Source organism: Vreelandella halophytica (assembly GCF_968193635.1).
The window spans coordinates 304,763-322,697 of record NZ_OZ309107.1 but is presented as its reverse complement, the minus strand read 5'-3'; the positions used below and the strand labels follow the sequence as shown (position 1 = coordinate 322,697).

Below are 17,935 nucleotides of genomic sequence, written 5' to 3'. Positions count from 1 at the left end.
GCATCAGCATGAAAAGGTGGAGTGCCCCCCAGCCCCCGCGCCAACTTCGCCACACCGTGCTCTTTTTACGCACCTCGTTCGAAGCGATGCAGAACGCCATCGCCGTACGCCTCGAAGACCCGCTGCCCTGCTGGCTGGATACCCATACGCTCTCGATGCTCGCCAGTGAGCTCAAACAAGCAAGCCAGGCCGCCAAATCGAGCCTGCCGCCGGATGCCTTCACCCAGCTCTGCGTGGCCTCCAACCAGTGCGAGCTGTTGCTGAAACAGTGCCCCGGCGTTTTAAGCAGCGCCGTGTGCCACCGCCAGCTAGGCGCGATCGTCACTGCCCTGACGACCGCCCTTGTGCATATGGCCGCCCCCGCCCCTAAAAGGCGCTGGTTCTGGCCGTCCTGATACCGCGTTAGCCAGCAACGTCCGGTGCGCCGGGCGGGTATGTAACGCCCATGCACTATTCATTTTTTTCAGCCATGCTCGATACTGTTTTTCAGACACGTTCGAAACCGCGTCGGGATTAGCCCATCCAATAAGTGCATCGAGCGCCATATAAAATCGTAATTGGCGCTTGGTAGTAAACTGGTCTATTCTGCCCTGACACTATTTAATCGCAAGAAGGAGTTTGCCCATGGCGTTCGAGACACTACTCGCCCCTACCCAGCTTGGCAGCCTGCCACTTCCCAACCGGGTCATCATGGCCCCGCTCACCCGGGCGCGTACCCCGGACAGCGTTCCTGGTGAAATGCAGCAAGCCTACTATGGCCAGCGCGCCGGTTCGGGTTTGATCATCTCTGAGGCGACCAATATCTCGCCCACTGCGCGGGGCTATGTGTATACCCCGGGTATCTGGACCGACGAGCAAGAAGCCGGTTGGAAAAACGTCGTCGACGCGGTGCACGCCAAGGGCGGACGCATCGCCATGCAGCTCTGGCACGTTGGGCGCGTTTCTCACGAAATGGTTCAGCCCGAAGGTCAAGCACCGGTCGCGCCCAGCGCCTTGAAAGGTGAAGGCGCCCAGGCCTTTGTCGAGTTCGAGGATGGCAGCGCCGGCCAGCACCCTGCGAGCACGCCGCGGGCGCTCGAGACCGACGAAATCCCCGGCATCGTCGAGGATTACCGCCAGGCGGCGCAGCGCGCCAAGCGCGCAGGCTTTGACATGATCGAAGTCCACGCGGCGAACGCCTACCTGCTCAACCAGTTTCTGGCCACCGGCACCAATAAGCGTGACGACCAGTACGGCGGCTCGGTCGAAAACCGTGCGCGCTTCCCGCTGGAAGTCGTCGATGCCGTCATCGAGGTGTATGGCGCCGACCGCGTGGGTATCCGCCTGACGCCGTTCATCGAGATTTTCGGTCTGACCGACGACGAGCCCAAGGAGATGTCTTTTTATCTGGCCGACGAGCTCGCCAAGCGCGGCCTTGCGTATATTCACTTGAACGAGCCCAACTGGGCCGGCGGTGACAATGAGTTCCCGGAAGGCTTTCGCGAGCAGATGCGCGAGCGCTTCAACGGCAGCATTATCTACTGCGGCCACTACGACGCCGAAAAGGGCGAGGCGCTGATCAAGAGTGGTAACGGCGACCTGGTGGCCTATGGTCGTCCCTATATCGCCAATCCGGACCTGGCCGAGCGTTTCCGGGCCAACGCGGCGCTCAACGAGCCAAACCACGACACGTTCTACGGCGGCGATGAAAAAGGCTACACCGACTATCCGTTTATGGATAACGGCCATGACCGCCTCAAATAAGCGTCGCCTTGTGATAGGTTATTGACGTTTATAAAACGTACTTGATTGATCCAAAGCACCACTCACGTGGTGCTTTTTTTATATCCTCGCGCCTGTAAAGCCTGCTATTTTCACCTACCTTATCGATAAGGTTTTAGGACGCCCGTCGTCAAGGTTTGATTAAAGGCGTCCCTAATGTTGGTATCAGGCTCAGGGTGATAAAATGGACACTGTTTCCCTTCCCGTAGGATTTGCGCTTTTTTCGCTGCTTCTCGGCGTGGTCGCTATCGCGATTTTCGCTTATTTAGCGCTGGCAAAAAAACGCCGCATCAAAGCACCCAGGGTCGCGCCGCCGACCCACCCGCCCCGCGCGCAAGCGTCTCAAGCGGCCGCGCCCACGGCGCCCACCCCGGCGGCGAATAGAAAAAAGCAGCACTCGCTGTTCGTGATTTTCGCCCAGCCAGACGTAACCACCGACGAGCGTCTGACCGAGTGGCTACGCGGCAAAAACGCCCGGTTCGACCCGCTCAAAAAGGTGTTTTTGATCGACGGGCAAAAGCGCACCAACCCGATCGTCGTCGCCAACGCCTTTCCCCCGGGGGAGATGCCGGACCTGTTGCGGGGCGAAACCGACGGCACCATTCGCGGGGTCAGTTTGCTGGTCAAGCCGCCCATTCATCGGCGACGCAACCAGCAGATGCACGTTTACGTGGCGCTGGCCAAGGAGATGAACGACACCTTCAAGGGCGATATTCTCGATAGCGAACAAAACCCTGTCTCGGAAGCGACCTACCAGCACATATTGGGCGAAACCCAGTAGGGTTAGACGACGCCCTGGCTTTTCAGGTAGTCGTCGTAGCTGCCGCTGAAGTCGATGATTCCCTCGGGCTGCATATCCAGAATGCGCGTGGCCAAACTCGATACGAACTCCCGGTCGTGGCTGACGAAAAAGAGCGTACCGGGGTAGTTCTCAAGCGCCAGGTTGAGCGCCTCGATGGACTCCATATCCAGGTGATTGGTGGGTTCGTCCATCAGCAGTACGTTGGGGTTGGTCAGGGTCAGCTTACCAAACAGCATCCGCCCCTGCTCGCCGCCGGAAATCACCTTCACCGACTTGCCGATATCGTCGCTTGAGAAGAGCATGCGGCCAAGCGCGCCGCGCACCACCTGCTCGCCGCCTTGCGTCCACTGGCCCATCCACTCGAACAGGGTGGCATCCTCGGCGAAGTCCGCCGCGTGGTCCTGGGCGAACACGCCAAGCTCGGCGGCGTCGGTCCACTTTACCTCGCCGCTGTCGGGTGCGAAATCGCCGGACAGGGTCTTCAAAAGCGTGGTCTTGCCGATGCCGTTGGGGCCGATGATGGCTACGCGCTCGCCGGCTTCGACCCCCATGGAGAAGCGCTCGAACAGCGGCTTGTTGCCATCATAGCCTTTGGTGATCGCCTCGACGTTCAGCGCATTACGGTGAATCTTTTTGTTCTGCTCGAAGCGGATGAACGGGCTGACCCGGCTGGAGGGCTTGATGTCTTCGAGCTTGATCTTGTCGATCTGGCGCGCCCGGGAGGTGGCCTGTTTGGCCTTGGAGGCGTTCGCCGAGAAGCGGCTGACGAACTGCTGAAGTTCGGCGATCTGGGCTTTTTTCTTGGCGTTGTCCGCGTGCTGGCGCTCGCGGGCGGCGGTGGCCGCGGTCATGTAGTCGTCGTAGTTGCCCGGGAACAGCGTGATCTCGCCGTAGTCCAGGTCCGCCATGTGGGTGCAGACGCTGTTGAGGAAGTGGCGGTCGTGGGAGATGATCACCATGGTGCTGCTGCGCGCCTTGAGCATGTCTTCCAGCCAGCGGATGGTGTTGATATCCAGGTGGTTGGTCGGCTCGTCGAGAAGCAAAACGTCCGGATCGGAGAACAGCGCCTGGGCGAGCAGCACGCGCAGTTTCCAGCCCGGCGCTACCTCGCTCATGGGGCCGAAGTGCTGCTCGATGGGGATGCCCAGGCCCAACAGCAGCTCGCCGGCGCGCGCCTCGGCAGTGTAGCCGTCGAGCTCGGCAAAGCGCACCTCGAGATCCGCCACGGCCATGCCGTCCTCTTCGCTCATTTCGGCCATCGAATAGATGCGCTCGCGCTCTGCCGCGACTTTCCAGAGCTCGGCATTGCCCATGACGACGGTGTCGATCACGCGCTCATTTTCGAACGCGAACTGATCCTGGCGCAGCTTACCCAGGCGCGTGCTGCTATCGAGCATCACCTGGCCGGCGGAAGGCTCGAGTTCGCCGCCGAGAATCTTCATGAAGGTCGACTTGCCGCAGCCGTTGGCACCGATCAACCCGTAACGGTTACCGTTGTTGAATTTGACCGAGACGTTTTCAAACAGGGGCTTGGCCCCGAACTGCATGGTGATATTGGCGGTGGCGATCAAGAGGAGCCCCTGGTTGATGATGAGTGCACACGTGCGCGCATTAAAGGCTCGCGATTCTACGCGCTCTCACCGCGTCTGGCACTACCGTAACGCGCCCAACACGCTTTAGAGCAGCGTCAGCAAAACCCGGCCTTCATCCAGCGCCTGACGCAGCCGCGTGTGCAGGATCGCCACGATGCCATCGTGCTCACCGGCTAATGGCGTGGTGACTACCTCGAGGTTTGGATGCCGCGCCTGGGCGGCGCGGCAGATCTCGGCGATATCGCCGTCTTCCCCGGCGTGGCGCCCGGGGGACAGGAATAAAAGCGCCACCACCACGGTGGCACTATTAAACCTATCACTTTCCAAAAGGTGCTCCAAAAGCGGCTCGTTGAAGCGGTATTCGTCGCCTTCGCGGCGCTCCATGGAGGCCGGCGCCACGCAGGCGGCGCGCTCGCCCAGCACCGCGCCGAGCTGGCCCGCCAGGCGGTTACGCACCGCGGTGACCTCGAAGATCGGGCTGCCGTGATCCACCAGCACCACGCTGGGTGGCGCGCCTTCGGGCATTGTCTGGAGGACGTTGTCGGCCAATAAATGCGCCAAGCGCAGGTCGTTGTCGCCCTGCTCGTCCACCAGCGGCATCGCAACGCGCACCCGCACGTTTGGAAAGCGCGCTTGCAGCTCGCCCATACGTTTGGGCAGGTAGTCGGTCAGCGCACGGCTTGCGCCGAAGAAAAACGGCAGCACGATGATCTCGCAGGCACCCGCCTCGGCGCTTCGTTCGGCGGCCGGGCCCAGCGTCTGCGCCGCTACGCCGCCGAGCGCCTCGGCGTCCACCTTGTTGGAGTGCAATAGCGAGGCGGGCTGGACCGTCTCGCCCAGCCGTTCGCTGAGTGCCCCCGCCACCCGGCGCAGGTTGAGCGTTGCCGCCGGGCGCAGCGAGCCGTTATCGACCAAGAAAATCGCGCGCATAAAAGCCTCCCAAAGAGCGTTTCAGGCCATGTTACCATGGCCGTTTACCGACTTTTTGTGGCGATTTCATGTTGATAGATACCACCGCCGTTAACCAAAGCCGCCGCCCTTTCGATGACAACGGCGACATCTGGCTATTCGGTTACGGCTCGCTGATCTGGAAGGCGGACTTTCCCTTTCTGGAGCGGCGAAGCGCCTACATCACCGGCTGGGAGCGCCGCTTCTGGCAGGGCTCCCACGACCACCGCGGAACACCGAACGCCCCGGGCCGGGTAGCCACCCTGGTACCGGTAGAAGGCGCGGTCTGTCACGGTATGGCCTACCGAATTACCGAGGAGACTTTGGCACCACTCGATCACCGGGAAAAAAACGGCTACCTGCGTGAAATCACGCCGCTGCACTTTGCAGACGCCAGCGAGGTGCAAGGGCTTGTCTATATGGCGACCGACGATAACCCGGCGTTTTTGGGCCCCGCCCCGCTTGATGCCATGGCGCGCCAAATTGCCGCCGCGGTGGGCCCCAGCGGCCCCAACCGCGACTACCTGGTCAATCTTGCCCAGGCACTGCGCGAGCTGAACGTAGAAGATGCGCATATCTTCGCGCTGGAAGAGCAGCTCAAACGATTTTGAGACTACCAGTAGCGCGGGTAACGGCGGTGGCGCGCCAGGTTATTGACCAGTATCGCCACGACCAGCATGACCACGCAGCCCATGCCGATCGGCAACAGCGGATACCACCACCCCAACTGATGAACGCTCGCCCCGCCGCCGACCGCGATCAACGCCGCCGCCGCGCCAGGCGGATGTACCGTATGAGTCAGCTGCATGACCAGAATGGAGAGCGATACCGCCAGCGCCATGGAGACCGGCGTGGCACCCAGTAGCTGGTAGCAGGCAACGCCCACCCCGGCGGAGAGAACGCTGCCAAACAGCACGTGGCTTGGCTGGGCGAAGGGGCTTTCCGGGGCGGCGTAAATCAGCACCGAGGTCGCGCCGAACGAGCCCACGATCAACAGCTGCTGGCTAAGCCACTCGGCGCTGAGCCAGCAGATCAAGGCCATACCGCAGAAAGCCCCGATCCAGGACCAGAGTGCATCCTGCCAGCCTACCCGGGCACGCTTGAAAGGCTCCCCGCGCATTTTGCCTAAATACGTTTTCATCACACTCACGCAAGCACTAAATGAGTGCGAATAATCGCAAAATGTACTCAATAAGCAAGTGGTGATTGATCAAGATCGAATGAATTTCATTCAACCAGACCCGGCACTACATCATCAGCCACGAGAGGATGAAAAGCGCGATCAGGGTTTGCACGATACCGCCAATGATCGAACCACGCAGAAACGACTTGATGCCGCCCCATAGAATCAGCAGACCAATGATCAGCACGGCAATGCTGAAAAAGGAGTCGTTGATGCCCAGCGAGCGCGTCAGGCCATCGATGAAGTCGCCAAACGCGCCAAAGAAGTTGCCAAAAATGCCCAGCAGGAACTCTACCACCACGCGAATTGCATCGCCGATGGCCTCGCCTACCCCGTCGAAAAATCCGTTTGCCTGCATGCGCGTCGTCTCACGTGGAAAGAAGTCCGGCATTGTCGGTTAAAACGTTTATCAGGGCAAAGCATGGGGACTACAAAGCAGTCGACTCTCCAGCACTCAATCTTGCTTTGAGCCTGGTCTGCTAAACTAGATTTCCTCTCCTTTATGCTTTATCGGGTGATGTTTCATGCTCAACCAGCGCGCGCTCGTCTATTTGAACGAGGTCATCCGCCGAGGCTCACTGCGCCGAGCGGCGGCACATCTGGATGTGGACCCTTCCGCTCTTAGCCGCCAAATAAAGGCACTAGAAGAGGCGCTTGGCAGCAAACTTTGCGAAAGAGCCGGCAGCGGTATGCGTGCCACTCAAGCAGGACAACTGCTCGCCCAGCATTTCAATACGCAGCGCGCTCAGGAAGAAGCGGTTCTCTCTCGGTTGACTGCGCTACAAGGGCTCTCTCACGGCAACGTACGTATCGCAGTAGGGGAAGGATTCATCGCTGACCTTATCGCCAAGCCGTTGGGCGAGTTCATGAATGCGTTCGAAGGTATCAACGTGGATATCCGCATGGCCGGCGTCAACGAGGCCGTCTCGCTTCTGAAGGATTACGAGGTAGATTTAGCGCTTTTATACGCTCCGCCCGTCGACTCGGCGCTTTATTGTCATGTGGAGACGCGTCAGCCGCTGGATTTGATCGTTCCGCCGAACCACCCGCTGTGCGAACTCGAGCGTCCCTTAACGCTGGTGGATCTCAGCCCTTGGCCGCTTGGCCTCATGGACAATCCTTTCGGTATGCGCCAGATGGTCAATATGGTCGAACAGCTAGAGCGTATCCACCTCGAGGCGCGTCTCTATACCAATTCTGTGGCGGTACTCAAAAATTTCGTACGCTCGAATATTGGGGTTACTTTCATGCCCGAACTGACCGTGGTGGATGAAATCGAACGCGGCGAGATCGTTACGCTGCCCATGCAGTACCCCTTGATGAACGACGCCCGCGCGCAAATCGTGAGCCTCAAAGGCCATGAACTCACCGTTGCCGCCGCAACTTATCTCGATCACCTTCATCTCGGCATGCGCTTTTTCTCAAATGACGCGCCACGTCTGTTGCCTTAAAAACAACGCTTCAGGTATTGCATAGTCAACACTTCAATGCCTAACCTCATTATGAGGTTCGATCAATAATAAATAGGTAATCCATTACCTGCTCACAACGATCTGATCATTATAAATTGAAGACAGGAGATCCCTTATGCTGCGTTTCACACCGAACCGCCTTGTCAGCGCCTGCCTGCTCGGTTCATTGGCCATCGCAGGCAACGCACTTGCTGCCACGACCATCAACCTGAGCTATAACGGCGCCCCGGACCCGGAAAAAAATGCGGTGCACGTTTTCGCCACTAACCTGAAAGAGCTGGTGGAGGAACGTACCGATCAGGAAATAGAACTGCGTCTTTTCGCCAACAGCATGTTAGGTGACGAAGAAGAGCGTATGGAACAAACGATGAATACGCCCATGCTTAACATTGCCTCTTTTGCTGGCATCTCACCTTTAGCGGACGAACTGTTTGTTAGCGCGATTCCCTTTTTGTTCGAAGATTTTTCAGACGCTCGCCGCTTTTTTGATGAGGGCACCTACTGGAAAGCTTTTAAGGATGAATTCAGTGAGCGCACTGGGGTAGAGATGCTCGCGGTGGTCGAGGAAGGCGGCTTTCTCTCCTTCACGAATAACGAACGACCCATCAGTCATCCGGACGATTTCGAAGGTCTACGTTTTCGTGCCATGGACCCAAGCCAGGTAGCACTTTACGAGTCCTTTGGTGCCTCAGGCACACCGATACCCTGGACGGAAACCTACATGGCACTGCGTACCGGCGTAGCCAACGGCCAGATGAATCCGCCGATGTACATTATCCTGGGTAGCCTTTACGAAGTGCAGGATTACCTGACACTGGCCAATATCCAGTACTCCGATCAGTTTCTGGTAGGCAACAGCGCCATGATCGATAACTGGGACGATGAGCTTCGTGAAACTTTCATGGAGGCGGTCGTCGAGGCGAACCAGAACGCGCGTGAAAGCAATGAAGCGCAGGTCGAATCACGTATCGCCTACCTTGAAGAACAAGGCATGGAAGTAATTCGCCCATCTCAAGAAGAGCTTGAAGCGTTTCGTGATATCGGCCAACCCGCTTATTTTGAGTGGCTGGAAGAGCGCGGCATCGAACAGCGCTGGATCGACATGGCGCTCGAGGATGCAGGCGAAAGCGGCACGGCACAGTAGCCAGTAACTTTTACCGCTTTAGGGGCCAGCAACCGCTGGCTCTTTTCCAAAGGCTTGCCGGAGCGATGCCATGCTAACCACCTTACGTCAGCGGCTGCTTACGATAAGCCGCCCCGTTACCCTCACGTTGGCCGGCGGTTTGCTGGCGATCAACGTTGCCATTATTTTATACGGCGTCTTCGCGCGCTATATAGCAGGTGGCGCACCTATATGGACCGACGAGCTCTCGCGTTTTCTTATCATTGCCACCGTGATGCTGGCAGCCGGAGCTGTATGGACAGAAGGTGGGCATATGCGGGTAGCGTTACTAGAGCGTCTATTACCCGCCCCCTTTTCAAAAGGGCTCAACCTCTACCAATGGGTAGTGACACTGTTAATCACCCTGGGGGGTGCCTGGATAAGCTTTCGTTACGCACTTTCCCCATCGGTAGGACTTTTCAAAACGTCCGGCCTAGGCATTAGCCGCTCAGTACCGCTATGTTCTCTAGGCATCGGGTTTGCACTACTCGCCTGGCAAGTACTTCTTTACGGGCCCGCACCGCTTAAAACCGTGGAGGATAACGCATGATTCTGACCATGCTGGGTGTCTTTCTCGCTCACGTGCTGCTCGGGCTGCCACTTTTCATCGCGCTTTTAGTTACCGCTTTGACCGGGTTCCTGTTCGTTGATCCCGCCATGATCTTGCGGATGATGCCCCAGCAGTTTTTTGGCGGCATCAATGTCTTCTCGCTGATGGCGATTCCGCTTTTCATCCTGGCGGGCAATCTGATGAACGCCAGCGGTCTCACCGAGCGCTTGATGGGCTTCGCCCGGCTGATCGTTGGGCACCTGCGTGGTGGCATGGGGCATGTCAATGTGGTGTCGAGCGTCTTCTTTGCCGGCGTGAACGGCTCGGCAGTAGCCGATACGTCCGCGCTGGGCTCGCTGCTGGTCCCGGCCATGGAGAAAGAGGGATACTCCCGCGCCTTCGCCGCTGGCCTAACTGCGGGCAGTTCACTGATCGGGCCGATCATTCCACCTAGTATTTTCATGATTCTCTACGCCTCGCTCACCAATACCTCGGTAGGCGACCTGTTCCTCGCCGGCGTCGTGCCTGGGCTACTGCTGGGCCTGGCCTTTATGGGCATGAACGCTTGGTATGCCTGGCGCCACAATTTGACCACAAACGGCCGTCTGCCCACTTTGAAAGAGCTGAGCGTGGCGTTCGTAGCCGCGCTGCCAGCGCTGATTGCCCCGTTCATCATCGTCGCAGGTATCGTGCTGGGTGTGTTCACACCGACAGAGTCGGGGGCACTAACGGCTCTTTACGTTGCGCTTTGCGGTGCGGTATTGGGCGGGCTGCGGCTGCGCCACTGCTGGCAAGCTATCAAAGACACCGCCCGACTTACTTCAGCGATCTTTTTGATCATGGCCGCATCGTCCATCATCAGTTGGCTGCTCTCCTACGCGCAAGTGCCGACGCAATTCGTCGACCTTCTCTCGCCTTACGTGGATAACATGGTCGTCATCTTGTTATTGCTTAGTGCGATCACCTTCATCACGGGGATGTTCATGGAGGAGGTGTCGGCACTAATGCTGCTCACACCCATCTTTTCGCCGGTAGCGATGATGGCGGGCATCGACCCGATCCATTTGGGCGTGATCATCACGCTGAACATCACCATTGCGCTGATCACCCCGCCACTGGGAGCGTGCGTGTTCGTAGCCGCCGCCGTGAGCCGGCTGGAAATCGTCTCTCTATTCAGGACGATCTGGCCTTTTGTTCTCACCGCCGTGGCCGTACTGCTGCTATTGATCGTGTTCCCTCAGCTCACGCTTTGGCTGCCCACCTATTTTGGATAACACCGTGTTGGATGAAAAAGCGTTGCACACGAACCCTTTGAATAAAACCTTGGCCAACAAGACAGAGCCACTAAGTAACGAAGAGTGGCGGGCATTGCCGCCTATCCCTCACTATCCCGCGCCAGACTGGGAGCACGTCAACAGGCTCTCGATTCGGGACAATGGCGAACGGCTACTGCCAATGAGCCTGGCGCCCGCGCCCATCCGAGTCTTCCCTGCCTACGCGCGTTTGGGTATTCCTGGCGCGATTAATGAGTGTTTCGTGCGTGAAGGAGTTTACCGAGCGCTAGTGGCCGCTGCGCGGCGCCTGCCCAGCGGGCTGGGGCTGATCGTGCTGGATGGCTGGCGCCCTTGGCGAGTGCAGCAGTATCTTTTCGAAACGCTGCAGCTGGCGATCCGTGATCGTTTCCCCGACCTCGACGAAAAGGCGCTGCTACTGCGCACCCGAGAGTTCGTCTCCCTTCCCAGTCAAGACGCCGCGGCGCCTAGCCCGCACCTCACCGGTGGAGCGGTGGACGTCACCTTGTGCGACGCGGACGGCGTACCGCTCGACATGGGCACGCTGTTCGACGAGGCGATCCCCGCCTCGCATACTGCCTACCTCGAGCGCTCTCTCGAGCACCACTCACTCGATGCCCGAGATCATCGGCGCCTGCTTTACCACATCATGACCGAACAAGGATTCACCAACTTACCGAGCGAATGGTGGCATTTCGACCGAGGCGATCAACTATGGGGACACTATCAAGAGCAATCCGAGGTGACTTACGGCTCGGCGGCACTGGATACGATCGAGAACCGCTGGCGCCGCCAGTTAGGCTAAGCCTTCACGAACACGGCCCAAACCCGCTACATTAGAGTGGCGCAGTACAATATTCACGTCAGTCAGGAGGTTTTACGATGCCTAGCGTTTTGATTACCGGCGCCACGTCGGGCTTTGGCCGGGCCGCCGCCTACCGCTTTGCCAAGGCGGGCTGGTCATTGATTTTGACCGGGCGCCGTGAAGAGCGTTTGAAAGCGCTCGAAAGCGAGCTTGGCGATCAGGTCAGCGTGCTCACGCTGACGCTGGACGTGCGCGATAGCGACGCCGTTACCCGCGAGCTTGGCAACCTGGACGAAGCGTTTTTACCGCTGACGTGTCTGGTCAATAACGCGGGGCTTGCGCTAGCGCCGGGGCCGGCGCAGAACGCCGATTTAAAAGACTGGCACACGATGATCGACACCAATATTACCGGGTTGGTCAACGTCACCCACGCGGCGCTGCCGCTTTTGATCGATCACGGCGAAGGGGCGAGCATTTTGAACCTGGGTTCGGTGGCTGGGCACTGGCCCTACCCGGGTGGGCACGTGTATGGGGCGTCGAAGGCATTCGTCGAGCAGTTTAGCTATAACCTGCGCTGCGACTTGCTGGGGACCGGCGTGCGCGTCACCGACCTGGCGCCGGGCATGGCGGAAACCGAGTTTACCCTGGTGCGCAACAAGGGCGATCAGGAAGCTTCGGACAAGCTCTATCGTGGCACGAGCCCGTTGCAGGCCGAGGATATCGCCGAACAGCTTTTCTACCTGGCCACGCTGCCCGCGCACATCAATATCAACCGTCTCGAGATCATGCCGGTACGTCAGGCGTGGTCCCCGTTTGCCGTGGATCGCGACAATGGCTGATTAGTAGCGGACCCGATTACGTCCTTGCTCCTTGGCCTGGTAAAGGGCGTTATCGGCACGTTTCATCACGCTTTTTTGCGATTCGTTCAGGCGTGCCTCGATGACTCCCAGGCTGACCGTCACGCTGCCCACCTGGGGAAAGCGCGTCTTTTGTATACAGCAGCGGATCTTTTCCGCCAGCTGTACCGCCTGTTCGAGGGAGGTTTCCGGGGCCAAAATCATGAACTCTTCGCCGCCCCAACGGGCGCAGTGGTCCACTTTACGCAGGTTGTTTCTCAGTAGCCTGCCAAGCTTTGCCAGCACCTGGTCGCCTACGTCATGGCCGTGGCTGTCGTTGATCGTCTTGAAAAAGTCGATATCGAGCATGATCAGCGAGAAAGAGCGCACGTAACGGTTGAGCCGGTTGATCTCTTTTTTAAGCAGTTGGTCGAAGCGGGCGCGGTTATAAAGCCCGGTCAACGTATCGGTGGTGGCAAGGCGCTCGAGCTCGGCCTCTTTTTCGACGCGTTTGGAAATATCGCGTTGGACCAGTACCAGTACGCGCTCGGTGTAGCCGGGCATGGTAATCGCCGTAACGCGCCACTCGATCAGTACGCTCGGCTTACCCGCGCTTAGCGGGCTCTTATCGAGCCCGCTAAGCGAGTAGCCAGCGTCCACGTCCCCCTTGGCCAGCGCACAACTTAGCTTGCGCAGTAGCTTTCGGTTGTCGATATCGTGACTCACGATTTTAGGCGATGCGCCCAGCCACTGCTTGCGCTCTCCGCCCCAGAACCGCGTGTACTCATCGCTGGCATCCAGAATATGCAAGCCCATGCTATCCGGCCGGCCGCCCAAAATGGCGATGGCTTGGCGATTGGGCTCCATAACAGGAGGAGTTGGCGTTACCAGAGGTTCCAGCATGTATTTTCGTCCAATGAATCATGATTGAGCAGCGTCCTTCACTACTCTTTAAAGCCGTGAAAATACTGGCAGCCGCTATAGGCCGCCAGGACGGCTCTTTTCAATTACACTATGATACACTTTTTAACCGATATCGCTGATATCCCACACTATTAAACAAATAAATTACATAACAAAAACAGTTCTCTCACTTTTTCAGGGGTGGCCGGGGAGCCGAATCCATCGCCTCCTGGCGCCACACCTGGAGGCTATGACACCGGTAAACGCCGCCACGTTCTAAAAAAGGCGCGCTTTCACCTCGGTCGCTACCCAAAAAACGCCCCCAGGCGATTGAGCGCAGGGGGCGTTGGGTGATGTTGTCAGCACTGCTGCCCGGTTAGTGGGCGAGCATTTCCGATACGATTTCGTCGCTATCCATTCCGCTTGGGTAGTAGGTTGGCCAGTTCGTCACCTCTTCCAGCAGGGCTTCGCGGTCATCGCCCCAGTAGAGGTGGAAGTGATGTGCCTGGACCGGATAAATATCATGATCGCTGAACTGGATATAGCGCGGCATGCTATCGGTGTCCTCGTTTTCAAAGATAAACCGAACGCCGCGATTGCCCGCCTCGTATTCCAGAATTTCGTAGCCGTCGTATTGATACTCGGCGCTGCGCTCTTCGCCGTTTTCATAAAACGTGATGGTGTTGCCATCGATCACGATGCGCTCGACCTCGGTTTCATAACCGATGTCGTAGTAATCGGCATACTCCTCGGCGGTTTTGTCACCGTTTTCAGCCTTGTGCTCGAACACCGGCTCCAGCGAGCCATCCTGTAGATAGGGATAAACGGACTGCCAATCGCCTTCCCAGTCGGTTAGCGGACGATCTTCCACCTGTTCATCATCGAAGTAGCCGGCGTAAATATCGCTGTCGTGATCGTGGGAATGCGAATGGTCATGGCCGTGATCGTGATCGTGATCGTGAGAATGGTCATGGTCGTGGGAGTGCTCATGATCGTGGGAGTGCGCGTGGTCCTCTTGCTCGGCATGCGCGCCCTGCAAACCTACCAGCAGCAGCGAACCCGCGGCGACCGCCCCTAGTGTCTTGCCTGAAAAACGTGACATATACGCTCCTGTTTTTAAATCAAATGTAACCCGAGGGTTTGTTTTGAGCCTGATGGACAGCCCTTAAAACAATGATATAACATATCAATAAAAAGCGAGATTCGCCAATAGTCCAACCCGCTTTTTTAATCCTGGTAGTGATCGTTTTATCGCGCTAATTTAAGCGGGTAGGCGCCGACATGGCCGGGGATAACAAGGATCGAACATGCTTTACACACTGAGTTTGCTGGGCGGCATCGCGCTTTTAACGCTGGGCGGTGAAGGGCTCGTTCGCGGTGCGGTCGCCGGGGCCGAGCGCCTCGGCGTCTCGGCACTTTTTACCGGTCTGGTGATCGTCGGCTTTGGCACGTCCATGCCGGAGCTCATGGTGTCGATCAACGCCGCGCTCGGGCAACAGCCCGATATCGCCATTGGTAACGTAGTGGGCAGTAATATCGGCAACGTTCTGCTGATTCTGGGTCTGTGTGCGCTGATATTCCCGCTTACCGCCAAACGTGAAGTGCTCAAGCGCGATGGCCTGGTCATGCTGCTCGCCACGTTTTTATTCATCGCGCTGGGCTTGAGCGGCGAGCTTGGCCGGTTGGATGCCATACTGCTGCTGGCCGGGCTTGCCGCCTACCTCGTTTGGGCGTACCTGGGCGAGCGTCAAGCGGGCGGTGAGGCCGAGCTCGCCAAGACCCCAACACCGCCACCGGCCAAGCGCCCTACCTCGACCCTGTGGATTCTCGCCAGTCTCGCCGGCGGGCTCGCGCTGTTGATTGGCGGCTCTCAGCTGCTGCTTTACGGCGCCGTGGGCATCGCCCAGGCGGCGGGGCTCTCCGAGGCGGTCATCGGGCTAACCGTGGTGGCGGTGGGCACTTCATTGCCCGAGCTTGCGGTGTCGCTGGTGGCCGCTCTTCGCCGCCAAGCCGATGTAGCGGTGGGTAACATTCTGGGCAGTAACATCTTCAACCTGTTGGGTATTCTGGGCATATCGGCATTTTTACAGCCGCTTACGCTGGTCGAGCGCATGGCGGCGTTCGACCAGTGGGTCATGCTGGGCGCGGCGGTCGTGCTGGTGATATTTCTCTACACCGGGCGGCGCCTTTCCCGAACGGAAGGGGCACTGCTGCTGGCAGCCTACGTGGCCTACGTAGCGGCAAGCTTTACGCTTTTGGCATAATGATGCGCCCCCCTGCCGATGAAAGGAGCCGCCCGTGCGTTTGGGCACATTAGGACCAGAGAGCAGCAACCACGCGCTGATCGCCCAGCGCTACCTGGCACACCACGCCCCAGCGGGCCAGAGCGTCTACTTTGACACCTTCGAGCGCGCCTTCACCGCGCTTTTAAACGGTGAGATTACCCACCTGCTGCAATGCACCGCTCACGCAAGCCACGCCGAGTGCGTGAGCCGCACCATGCACCGCGCCTTTCCGGTGGACACGTTCATTGCCGGCTCCCACCCGCTGGCGTTGGTGGTGCGCCGCGACGTCGAAAGCCCCGCGCGGGTGGCGCTTCAAGCGGCTACTCGCTACTACACCGATTTGAGCGCCTTTGCCGAGGTACGGGAATTGCCGACCACCGCCGCTGTTGGCCAGGCGCTGCTGGAAGGCGAAGAGGTGGCGGGCATTTGCGCCGAGGCGGTGGCGCTTAACGCGCCAAGGACGTTGCGCGTTGCGCGCTCACTAGGCCCAGCGCTGGATAGCTGGGTGGTCTACGCAACCACCCCGCTTGGAAAGGATTCGCCGCTGTGGCTACACGAGAAAGATCGCCGCGGCGCCTAACAGTACCAGCAGCACTCGCCACCAGGTCGCGCGCCGGGCGATCACGCCAAACGAGATCAGCGCCAGGCCTACCGCCACCTTGAACGCCATGAGCACCGCCTGGGCGGGGTCGACGGCAAGCTCGATGATGGCGGGGTTGGCCACCATGGCCAGCGGAATGATGTAGAGGCCGATACCCAGCGCCATTGCCTTCAAGGCGACCTTGAGCCAGTTCTCCCCCACCATGCCCGCAGCGATGAACACCCCACCGCACACCGGCGGCGTAATCGTGGACAACAGCGCAAACCAGAACACGAACAGGTGGGCCAGCAGCGGCGAAAGGCCGAGTGAGGTCAACGCCGGCCCCGCCACCGACACGCAAATGACGTAGGCGGCGGTAGTGGGCACTTCCATACCCAGAATCAAACAGGCCAAAGCGGTGAGCAAAAGTGCGGGCCAGAGCATATCGCCGGAAAGCGACAAAATGCCCGAGGTGATCTTCACCCCCAGCCCGGTCAGCGAAAGCACGCCAATCACCAGCGAGGCGCAGACGATGATCGAGCCGATCACGGCGATCTGGCGCCCGGCGGTGAGGGCCGCCTCGCTCAAACGCTGACCAAACCCGGCCAGCGAGAAGCGCAAGCGAACGTTGAACAAAAGCAGCGCCATGCCCGCGAAAATCGCAATACTCGCCGCGTACTGCGGGGTATAGCCGCCGTTGAAAATACGCTCCAACAGCAGCACGAAGGGCACCGCGAAAAACAGCGAGGTAATCAGCACCTCTTTCGCCGCCGGGCGCTCGCTGGCCGCCACGGGCTTGAGATCGTAGCGGGTCGCATAGGCGTTGATGCCTACCCAAACGGTCAGAAAATAGAGCACCGCGGGCAGGGCCGCCGCCGCCATGATCAGGGTATAGGGCGTGCCGGTCAGCTCGACCATGACGAAGGCGCCGGCCCCCATCAAGGGCGGCATGATCTGCCCGCCGGAAGACGCCACCGCTTCGACCGCGCCGGCCAGCGAACGCGGGTAGCCCAGCCGCACCATGGAGGGAATGGTGATCGCGCCGGTCGAGGCCACGTTGGCCGAGGCGGACCCGGAAATCGAGCCCATCAGCGCCGAAGAGATCACCGAGACCTTCGCCCCGCCGCCGGTCAACCGCCCGGCAAGGGCGCCCGCCAGGTTCATGAAGCCCCGGCCCGCCTCGCCTGCGTTGAGCACCGCGCCAAAAATGACGAAGATCGCGACCACGCCGACGCTAACCCCGGTGAGTGACCCCCAAAGCCCGCCTTCGGCGATGGTGAGCGTGCCCACCATGCTGGGTAAAGGAATGCCCGCGTGGCCGAACGTGCCGGGAATGTATTCACCGAAGACGCCGTACATCAGCGCCAGCAACGCCACCAGCGGCAGCGGCCAGCCAATCGCCCGGCGGGCGGCCTCCAGGGCGAGAAAGATCAAAAACACGCCGATGGCCATCTGAAGCGGCGTATCGATGAAGCCGTACTGGTAAGCCAACGCCTGCTCGTTGAGCGCGATATAGCCACACGCCGCCACGCCCAGAAGCGTCAGCAACCCACCGCTTAGCCGTTGAAAGCGGGTGCGTGCCATATACACCAGCACCCAGGGCAGCAGCAGCGCCATGTGCAGCGGCCGGCTGACCAGCGCCGGGGCCAGGCCGTAAAAAATGAGTCCAAGATGAAAAAGGACGCTTGCCGCGCCCAGGGCCACCCACCCCTTCGCCCAAGGGCTTGCCTTGGCCGCGGGCGTTTCTGAAAGAGCCTGCATCGG

General features: G+C 59.3%; 19 protein-coding genes. 12 read left to right on the top strand and 7 right to left on the bottom strand.

Annotated elements, in window-relative coordinates; all coding sequences use genetic code 11:
• Positions 1–8 precede the first annotated feature (8 nt).
• The 3 genes from ACWHXT_RS01580 to ACWHXT_RS01570 all read left to right on the top strand — a co-directional run bounded on the left by ACWHXT_RS01580 (position 9) and on the right by ACWHXT_RS01570 (position 2,542).
• Entirely contained in the window at positions 9–395 is a 387-nt protein-coding gene (locus tag ACWHXT_RS01580; protein ID WP_447927777.1) for a hypothetical protein, read from the top strand.
• A gap of 229 nt (positions 396–624) precedes the next feature.
• On the top strand, positions 625–1,743 hold the full coding sequence (locus tag ACWHXT_RS01575) for an alkene reductase (RefSeq protein WP_447956973.1): 1,119 nt from the start codon (positions 625–627) through the stop codon (positions 1,741–1,743).
• A gap of 202 nt (positions 1,744–1,945) precedes the next feature.
• Positions 1,946–2,542 carry a cell division protein ZipA C-terminal FtsZ-binding domain-containing protein gene (locus ACWHXT_RS01570; protein WP_447927775.1) on the top strand — a complete coding sequence of 199 codons (597 nt, stop codon included), beginning with the start codon at positions 1,946–1,948 and terminating at the stop codon, positions 2,540–2,542.
• Positions 2,543–2,544: 2 nt separating this feature from the next.
• Here ACWHXT_RS01570 and ACWHXT_RS01565 read toward each other — a convergent pair whose 3' ends face one another.
• A complete protein-coding gene (locus ACWHXT_RS01565) occupies positions 2,545–4,134 on the bottom strand; it encodes an ABC-F family ATPase (protein WP_447927774.1) in 1,590 nt (529 codons plus the stop codon).
• A gap of 105 nt (positions 4,135–4,239) precedes the next feature.
• Positions 4,240–5,085, bottom strand: a complete 846-nt coding sequence (locus tag ACWHXT_RS01560) for a sirohydrochlorin chelatase (protein ID WP_447956972.1) — start codon at positions 5,083–5,085, stop codon at positions 4,240–4,242.
• Between the two features lie 68 nt (positions 5,086–5,153).
• Between ACWHXT_RS01560 and ACWHXT_RS01555 the strand changes: the two genes are divergently transcribed.
• On the top strand, positions 5,154–5,714 hold the full coding sequence (locus tag ACWHXT_RS01555) for a gamma-glutamylcyclotransferase (RefSeq protein ID WP_447956971.1): 561 nt from the start codon (positions 5,154–5,156) through the stop codon (positions 5,712–5,714).
• Between the two features lie 2 nt (positions 5,715–5,716).
• Here the strand turns inward: ACWHXT_RS01555 and ACWHXT_RS01550 are convergent, their stop codons facing one another.
• Together ACWHXT_RS01550 and ACWHXT_RS01545 are read right to left on the bottom strand one after the other, a co-directional pair.
• Positions 5,717–6,244, bottom strand: coding sequence for an HPP family protein (locus ACWHXT_RS01550; RefSeq protein ID WP_447956970.1), 528 nt, complete (start codon positions 6,242–6,244; stop codon positions 5,717–5,719).
• Between the two features lie 106 nt (positions 6,245–6,350).
• The gene (locus tag ACWHXT_RS01545) at positions 6,351–6,644 is read right to left on the bottom strand and encodes a hypothetical protein (protein WP_447527528.1); all 294 of its coding nucleotides are present in this window, start codon (positions 6,642–6,644) and stop codon (positions 6,351–6,353) included.
• A gap of 166 nt (positions 6,645–6,810) precedes the next feature.
• Between ACWHXT_RS01545 and ACWHXT_RS01540 the strand changes: the two genes are divergently transcribed.
• The 6 genes from ACWHXT_RS01540 (at position 6,811) to ACWHXT_RS01515 (ending at position 12,406) form a co-directional block, all read left to right on the top strand.
• Entirely contained in the window at positions 6,811–7,737 is a 927-nt protein-coding gene (locus ACWHXT_RS01540; RefSeq protein WP_447956969.1) for a LysR family transcriptional regulator, read from the top strand.
• A gap of 136 nt (positions 7,738–7,873) precedes the next feature.
• Positions 7,874–8,902, top strand: a complete 1,029-nt coding sequence (dctP, locus tag ACWHXT_RS01535) for a TRAP transporter substrate-binding protein DctP (protein ID WP_447956968.1) — start codon at positions 7,874–7,876, stop codon at positions 8,900–8,902.
• Between the two features lie 70 nt (positions 8,903–8,972).
• Entirely contained in the window at positions 8,973–9,470 is a 498-nt protein-coding gene (locus ACWHXT_RS01530; RefSeq protein WP_447956967.1) for a TRAP transporter small permease, read from the top strand.
• Positions 9,467–10,744: a TRAP transporter large permease gene (locus ACWHXT_RS01525; RefSeq protein ID WP_447956966.1), complete on the top strand. Its 1,278-nt coding sequence runs from the start codon at positions 9,467–9,469 to the stop codon at positions 10,742–10,744. The genes ACWHXT_RS01530 and ACWHXT_RS01525 overlap by 4 nt, the downstream gene beginning before the upstream one ends.
• A gap of 262 nt (positions 10,745–11,006) precedes the next feature.
• Positions 11,007–11,567 carry a M15 family metallopeptidase gene (locus tag ACWHXT_RS01520; protein WP_447956965.1) on the top strand — a complete coding sequence of 187 codons (561 nt, stop codon included), beginning with the start codon at positions 11,007–11,009 and terminating at the stop codon, positions 11,565–11,567.
• A 77-nt stretch (positions 11,568–11,644) separates the two neighbouring features.
• Complete coding sequence (locus ACWHXT_RS01515; RefSeq protein ID WP_447956964.1) at positions 11,645–12,406, top strand: SDR family NAD(P)-dependent oxidoreductase; 762 nt, start codon at positions 11,645–11,647, stop codon at positions 12,404–12,406.
• Here ACWHXT_RS01515 and ACWHXT_RS01510 read toward each other — a convergent pair whose 3' ends face one another.
• Both ACWHXT_RS01510 and ACWHXT_RS01505 read right to left on the bottom strand, forming a co-directional pair.
• On the bottom strand, positions 12,407–13,306 hold the full coding sequence (locus ACWHXT_RS01510) for a GGDEF domain-containing protein (RefSeq protein WP_447956963.1): 900 nt from the start codon (positions 13,304–13,306) through the stop codon (positions 12,407–12,409).
• Between the two features lie 376 nt (positions 13,307–13,682).
• Complete coding sequence (locus tag ACWHXT_RS01505; RefSeq protein ID WP_447956962.1) at positions 13,683–14,408, bottom strand: metal-binding protein ZinT; 726 nt, start codon at positions 14,406–14,408, stop codon at positions 13,683–13,685.
• A gap of 205 nt (positions 14,409–14,613) precedes the next feature.
• On the opposite strand from ACWHXT_RS01505, the gene ACWHXT_RS01500 reads away from it, so the two are divergent.
• Together ACWHXT_RS01500 and ACWHXT_RS01495 are read left to right on the top strand one after the other, a co-directional pair.
• Positions 14,614–15,570: a calcium/sodium antiporter gene (locus tag ACWHXT_RS01500; protein WP_447927762.1), complete on the top strand. Its 957-nt coding sequence runs from the start codon at positions 14,614–14,616 to the stop codon at positions 15,568–15,570.
• Positions 15,571–15,604: 34 nt separating this feature from the next.
• Positions 15,605–16,171, top strand: coding sequence for a hypothetical protein (locus tag ACWHXT_RS01495; protein ID WP_447956961.1), 567 nt, complete (start codon positions 15,605–15,607; stop codon positions 16,169–16,171).
• Here ACWHXT_RS01495 and ACWHXT_RS01490 read toward each other — a convergent pair.
• Positions 16,142–17,932, bottom strand: coding sequence for a TRAP transporter permease (locus ACWHXT_RS01490; RefSeq protein ID WP_447956960.1), 1,791 nt, complete (start codon positions 17,930–17,932; stop codon positions 16,142–16,144). The genes ACWHXT_RS01495 and ACWHXT_RS01490 overlap by 30 nt on opposite strands.
• Between the last annotated feature and the right edge of the window lie 3 nt (positions 17,933–17,935).